We start from the raw sequence: 6,475 nt of genomic DNA, 5'->3' as shown, positions 1-6,475 counted from the left end.
GTTATTCGTTACAATTAACAAAAATATAGTTATTTATAATCAGCCATACCCAAATAATAACCATAAGGAAATGGAGCGATGAAGTAATGGGCAAAACAATTCTGGTAGTCGGTGCATCAGGATATGTAGGTAGTCACCTCGTACCTGAATTACTCAATCAAGGCCACCGTGTCAAAGCAACAGGACGTAACTTACAACTATTACGTAAACGCGGTTGGAATGAACTTGAACGCCTTGAACTCATTCATTTAGATCTCAGCGACAATAAAGATCTCACTGATTTACTTCATGATGTCGATATTGTCTATTTCCTTGTTCATGGTATGAACCATGGTCATGACTTCATTGATTTTGAGCTCGATTGTGCCCGTCATTTTTCTCAGTACCTTGAAAAAAGTCCCGTTGAACAAGTCATTTATTTAGGTGCATTACAGTCAGAAGATGCCGCTTCAACTCATCTTATTGCCCGTAAAGAAACAGGTAATATTCTCCGCGGCAGTGACAAAACTACGATTGAATTACGTGCAGGTATTATTATCGGCCCGGGCTCCGCTGCCTTTGAGGTAATGCGTGATTTTGTTAGCCATTTGCCTGTTATGCTAACGCCTAAATGGGTAACATCACGCAACTCACCGATTGCTCTTAGAAATCTATTGTTCTATCTCACTGAGCTAATCAAAAAGCCCAATGCCGAAAACATGATCTTCGATGTTGCAGGTCCTGAACAACTTACTTACCGTGAACAAATGGTCAGACTTGGAAAACTGATCAATAAAAAGATCCGTGTAATTCCGCTTAAGTTTTTAAGCCCTGCATTAGCTGCACATTGGCTACGCTTTATTACCTCGGTACCAACCAATATAGCTCGCGCACTCATTAACGGCCTGCAATATGACTTACCCGCAGATGGAAGCAAACTGCAAGCCTATATTCCCCAAGTACTGATCAGTTATGACGATGCGGTAGCCGAAGCGTTAGAAATGAATGATGAGATCATTGATAGTGAAATATGGGGATTCGATCCTGATGCGTTGTCTCGTTGGCAACCCGATTATGGCTACTACCCTAAGCAAGCAGGATACACCTTAAAAACCGATGCTAGCTGCGAAGATTTATGGCGACAAGTTCAGCTTATCGGTGGTGATGAAGGCTACTTTTTTGCCAATGGCTTATGGCGATTACGTGAATGGATGGATGCCATGATTGGCGGCAATGCATTAGAGCGTTATCGTCGTGATCCTAATCATCTAGAGCTCGGTGATCGTATTGATTCATGGAAAGTGATCAGTTTAGAAGAGAACCACTTCTTATCACTACTTTTTGGCATGAAAGCGCCTGGCTTGGGTCGTTTAGAATTTACCATTAATGATCATGGCAAGTACCGTACGGTTGATATACGAGCATGGTGGCACCCTAAAGGCTTTAAAGGGTTATTGTATTGGTTTGCCATGATGCCAGCACACTTGTTTATCTTCCGAGGTATGACACATCAACTGGTGAAACGCTGTAAAGCCAAAGCAAAAGATGGTCATATAGATACCGTTTAAATCGTTGTAAACACTATAAACTAGATCAAAAACGCCCAATTGAATCGCTATCAATTGGGCGTTTTTATTCATACTTGTTACTCACGCATGTCAGTCTGTTACATGCCTGATTTCGTTATGCGGTTACATCTTCTTTTGCACATGTCATTCTCAGTGCTGCTATTGGTCCACTAATTAAAGTAAAACCAATCAAGATAGATACTGGCACAGCCGTTATCACAATAAAGGATTGCAGTGCATTCAAACCACCATCTCCAGCTAATAACAATACCGCTGCTACAACACCCATAGTGATAGCCCAGAACAAACGGTGTTTGCTATCAGGCTCATTGTCACCTGACACCACCATCGCAATGGAATACGCCATTGAATCTCCTGTTGTGACAACAAAGGTGGTGGTTAACACTAGAAATGCAGGTAATAAGATACTGCTAAATGGTAAGTTAGACAGTGTTGCTAATAGTACAGCAGGCAATCCAGCATCATTTAACGGTCCTGATATTACACCCGGATTTTGCAGTTCAAGATAAATCCCGCTTCCACCTAATACAGTAAACCAGAAGTTTGTCGCAATCGGTGCGCCAATCGCTACCGCTAACACTAGCCCACGAATACTTCGGCCTTCTGAAATACGAGCAATAAAGATCGCCATCATAGGAGCAAAGCCAATAAACCAGCCCCAGAAGAACCATGTCCACCACACATTCCAAGATGGCTTGTCTGTCGTGAGGCTTAACTCACCAAAATGCTGTAGATATCCACCAAAGGCGCTACCGAACTCATTTAAAATAAACTTGGTTGGGCCTAAAAAAAGCATCACTAATAACAAGCCAAAGGCACCAATCACATTAATACGTGATAACCACTGCAAGCCTTTATCCATGCCAGATGCTGCAGAAATAGAATATACAGCAACTACGACAGCTAGAATAAGTAATTGAGATTGGACATTGTTTTCTAAGCCAGTAAGTAACTCTAAGCTATAACCTAATTGCGATGCTAAAAATCCAATCGGACCAATGGTACCTGCTGCAACAGCAATAATAGAACATGCATCAATGACACTGCCCATCCAATGATTTTCAAGCTTGTTACCAAAAATAGGAAACAGCAAAGCACGCGGACGTAACTTTACGCCGTGTTCATGGTGTGCGTACATCAACACAATTGTTGCCAATGTGCCTAATACGGCCCAAGCTAAAAAGCCCCAATGTAAGAAGGCTTGATCCAGTGCTGGAGCTACCGCTTGCAGCGTTGAACCGCTCACATCTGAAAATGCTGGTGGTGGCGTAATAAAGTGATAAATCGGCTCAGCAGCAGACCAAAACACCCCGCCACCCGCTAATAAGGTACACATGATCATGGCTAACCATCGGAACGTACCGATCGTCGGCTTAGATTCCGCACCCATGACCTTTTTCCCCAGTGGGCTAAATGCCAAAACTAAAGCAAAAATGAAATTAACCAGCATCAACCACTGCCAGCTTTGACCAAAAGTATTGGCGGCAGATTCGAAACTTGTTTGAATAAATGCTGTAAAACTGGACATATCGAACAGTGCAGCAAAAATGAATAAAGAAATGAAACCAATCGTTAGAATTGGAACAAGTTTAGCTTCAATATTGCTTGAAACTTCACTTGAAGAAGTAGCGTCACCATTAGCTATTTGGCATACGTTAGTTGACATAAATATCTCACTTTGTGTGTGAGGGACGAGAGATTAACAGCCCACACACACAAAAGCCAGATAAAAAACCTTTATTATTCAAAGCAAAAGTAGCATAAACCACTTTAACATTCGTTTTTAAGTGGCATATCATGATGTTACGGCTTTGTATAACAATTAAACTTAATTGCCACTTAATAATATTAATAATGGCATTATCAAGAAAAAAGCAGCGTTTAGCTAACAGTTAAAAATAATTACTACTCTAACCAATTTCACCTAAATCAAGAGCATTCAACCCTAATAACTATTCAGTTTTCTTTCTACATGATTGAAAACAATCGCGCTGCAACTGCTTCATTTTCACTAATCAACAATTAAATCGTAAAACGTTAACGTGTTCTGTTTACTGATATGCAAGATTTGTTGTTTAGGCACTAACAACCATTGCTCATTTTGCTCTAATGGCTCAGAAGCTAACGTGACACTTTCAGGTGTTTGCTTTATATAAATCGTTGGCGCTGCATTATCAGTACTGTAGCGCACCACCCAGAAGCTATTGCCATCTGAAATACAAATGGATGCCTGAAGTGGTTGAGTGACTTCTTTTTCCTGCATTGCCTGTTCGATTTCATACATAGTCTGATTTATCGCAGCAATAGGATCGTTTTGTAGACCATTTTTGATCATCAACAGAAAGATAATTTCACTATCCGTTGTACCTACTCGCTTGTTATACAAACTTTCAGACAGTAAACGCTCTAATGAAAAACGGACTTTATCAAAGCCACCTATCTGACCGTTATGTAAAAACATCCATTGCTCATAAATAAATGGGTGGCAGTTGGCTCGTGAGACTTCGGCACCAGTAGAGAAACGTACATGTGCCATAAAACGATGAGAACAAATATGATGCGTTAAAGAGCGAAGATTATCGTCAGCCCACGCAGGTATAATCTCATGATAACGACCAGGCATTTCACGTTCGGCATACCAGCCCAGTCCAAAACCGTCACCATTGACATAGTTAACCGCTTTACGCTCTTCTAATGTTTGGTGGATCAAAGAATGCTCTGGTTGATAAATCAGTTCATCTAAATAAATTGCGTTACCGTGATATGCAAGCCAACGAGACATAGTGACACCCATCTGCGATTAAAACTTATCAATAGACGCCTTCACCTATTTAAAATCAACCACTAAACGTCTACTAAGCGAATATCTAAATAAATTAATCACAACCATATAATGATCATTAAAATGACAAATCCCATTTCATCGCCACTATCACTTATGCAATAACAACTTGTAATAACAGCCATTGCAGCAAGACTTAGATCATTTTAATTTACGTGTTATTTCTGCGGACACTCCACCATGAAATACGCTTCTTTATTAAGTTGTACAGCACTGTTCTCACCACTTGTACTTGCCCAGTCAGATACCATGCAACCACAACAAAATATGGTTTACACCCTTGCAATAACCATTGTTTTCTTAATCGCTATTGCTTGTTACCACGTAACGAAAAACAAACTACGTCAGCACAAACCACAAATCCCCTCTTTCATTCATCACCTCACAGGTTTTGTGATTGGATTTGTTTGTTTCTATGTTCTTTTCTATTTTCTTGGTATGTGCTTCTAAGTTGTAGCAGTGAAATTTAGCGAATGGCAAAGTCATTTGAGTTGTCGTTATCGCTTAACCTGTCAATTCAATACCCGTTAAGCGGTAAACTCTGTTCAACTATCAAGCAGTTATACATCGATTTAGACACTAAGCTGACAATTTACTCCATCATCATTTGTATGCTTATTGTGTAAGTTCCTTTCTCCCTTGGCACCATTACTAAGGAAACTGTATGAAAAAAATAACAATTGCTAGCTTCGCTCTTGCTGCCTTCTTACTCGCGGGGTGTAACAACGCAGACGATCACGAAATTAACGGCTCATTGAAAGAAGTAGGTGTTGCCAATGACTTCTATCTCAACAACGCTCCTGCCGCGAGTATCATCCTGTCTAAAGACAAAAGCCATTTTCTAACGCTTTCTATCAACAGTAATAGCCTACATACCTTGCTGACCAAAAAAGAAGCGATGAATTACAATCAAGATAATCCAAATATCGACGCATCATTGAATTGGAATGGACATTTTGTGATCGATAAAACTAAGCCTTCAGGCCTTGTATTACGCTTAGAAAGTCTTGATAAAGAAAACAGCACAGCCAAGATCCACTACACTGCAACACTGGTTAGCCCCAAAGCAGATACCAATAAAACAATCCAGTTAAGTGATTCTTTCACCCTATCAGATAACAATTGGCAGAAGATCGATAAACTCTACCAACAACAGCAAAAGCTGCAGGCTAAACAAGAGAAACAAAACCAAAAAACATCCAAATAGATTAATAACCTAAAGGAATTTCCATCCAATATGGGATATTAATGGACATCGTCGCTTTAACACGTATGATCAGCGGCAATCTATTGAACTCCCATATTGGAATAGCATTTTGATCAGAGAAAATGTCTTTACCTCATACGAAAATTGGACCAAACCTTTCGTATCTGAAGTTGCTGAAATCATTAACCTACTGAAAGATCATGGCTACGATGCAAACAAACTTGCGCTAGTCACTGGTTTACAAGAGAAAAATGTCAGTAGCTGGACAGCAAAATATAAAAAAGAACCTTTTAACATCTCTACTATTCCATACCCATGCTGGTGTTTCCTTGCTGCATTAGTCGGTCGACAAAACATTGCTATGAATGGCGAAGTGATCAAAGTTGAAGACATTCGCCGTGTATTACGCCTCTTTAAACCAACAGCCTTTGGTGCCCGTAATACTTTTGTTTGTCCTACTAGCGAGCAGTTTGCAAAACTGATCGACAGTGGTTTATTTGAAGAAATGACAGCGCAAAATATTTGTGAGCTTTTCAACTGGAACCCAAGCCAATTTATTGAAAGCCTACAAACAGGCAAACTGCCATTCTTAAACTGGTGTTTAATCGTAATGATGCTTGGTATCAACATCCAAAAAATGGTACTGAAAGAACTCGAAGCACCGTTAGAATATATTGCTGAATAAAGCCGAGTTAATCATTAACAACGCTTATTGAAATAGGAACGACGAGATAAAGCTTAAGTTTTACTCGTCGTTTTTATTACTCAAAACGCTCTCACCCCCGCTCTATCAATCACACACCAACCAAATTTACATCTAGTTACAAATTAAATATTCGAAATTTATACGCCTGACAG

6 protein-coding genes are annotated in these 6,475 nt (G+C 39.9%); 4 read left to right on the top strand and 2 right to left on the bottom strand.

What is annotated here, in order from left to right; translation table 11 throughout:
* The first annotated feature begins 86 nt into the window (after positions 1-86).
* The gene (locus E5A76_RS13225) at positions 87-1,547 is read left to right on the top strand and encodes an SDR family oxidoreductase (protein WP_161119221.1); all 1,461 of its coding nucleotides are present in this window, start codon (positions 87-89) and stop codon (positions 1,545-1,547) included.
* Between the two features lie 115 nt (positions 1,548-1,662).
* Here the strand turns inward: E5A76_RS13225 and E5A76_RS13220 are convergent, their stop codons facing one another.
* The gene (locus tag E5A76_RS13220; protein ID WP_161119220.1) at positions 1,663-3,234 is read right to left on the bottom strand and encodes a BCCT family transporter; all 1,572 of its coding nucleotides are present in this window, start codon (positions 3,232-3,234) and stop codon (positions 1,663-1,665) included.
* A 345-nt stretch (positions 3,235-3,579) separates the two neighbouring features.
* Positions 3,580-4,350 (bottom strand): class II glutamine amidotransferase, encoded by a 771-nt coding sequence (locus E5A76_RS13215; RefSeq protein ID WP_161119219.1) that lies wholly within the window; start codon positions 4,348-4,350, stop codon positions 3,580-3,582.
* Between the two features lie 240 nt (positions 4,351-4,590).
* Here E5A76_RS13215 and E5A76_RS13210 point away from each other — a divergent pair, with 240 nt between their 5' ends.
* From E5A76_RS13210 to E5A76_RS13200, 3 genes are all read left to right on the top strand, one after another.
* Positions 4,591-4,860, top strand: coding sequence for a hypothetical protein (locus tag E5A76_RS13210; protein ID WP_161119218.1), 270 nt, complete (start codon positions 4,591-4,593; stop codon positions 4,858-4,860).
* 214 nt (positions 4,861-5,074) lie between these two features.
* On the top strand, positions 5,075-5,617 hold the full coding sequence (locus tag E5A76_RS13205; protein ID WP_161119217.1) for a hypothetical protein: 543 nt from the start codon (positions 5,075-5,077) through the stop codon (positions 5,615-5,617).
* A gap of 109 nt (positions 5,618-5,726) precedes the next feature.
* On the top strand, positions 5,727-6,302 hold the full coding sequence (locus E5A76_RS13200; protein ID WP_053989647.1) for a hypothetical protein: 576 nt from the start codon (positions 5,727-5,729) through the stop codon (positions 6,300-6,302).
* The last annotated feature ends 173 nt before the right edge of the window (positions 6,303-6,475 follow it).

It is taken from the genome of Photobacterium lucens (assembly GCF_009873615.1).
GTDB classification, from domain to species: domain Bacteria; phylum Pseudomonadota; class Gammaproteobacteria; order Enterobacterales; family Vibrionaceae; genus Photobacterium; species Photobacterium lucens.
The sequence above is the reverse complement of the archived record's forward strand: the minus strand, read 5'-3'. Positions and strand labels throughout refer to the sequence as shown.

Bases quoted from the DNA above. Each gene is read 5' to 3' on its own strand.
- E5A76_RS13205 (WP_161119217.1), top strand. From the start codon at position 5,075: ATGAAAAAAATAACAATTGCTAGCTTCGCTCTTGCTGCCTTCTTACTC.
- E5A76_RS13225 (WP_161119221.1), top strand. From the start codon at position 87: ATGGGCAAAACAATTCTGGTAGTCGGTGCATCAGGATATGTAGGTAGT.
- E5A76_RS13215 (WP_161119219.1), bottom strand. From the start codon at position 4,350: ATGTCTCGTTGGCTTGCATATCACGGTAACGCAATTTATTTAGATGAA.
- E5A76_RS13210 (WP_161119218.1), top strand. From the start codon at position 4,591: ATGAAATACGCTTCTTTATTAAGTTGTACAGCACTGTTCTCACCACTT.
- E5A76_RS13220 (WP_161119220.1), bottom strand. From the start codon at position 3,234: ATGTCAACTAACGTATGCCAAATAGCTAATGGTGACGCTACTTCTTCA.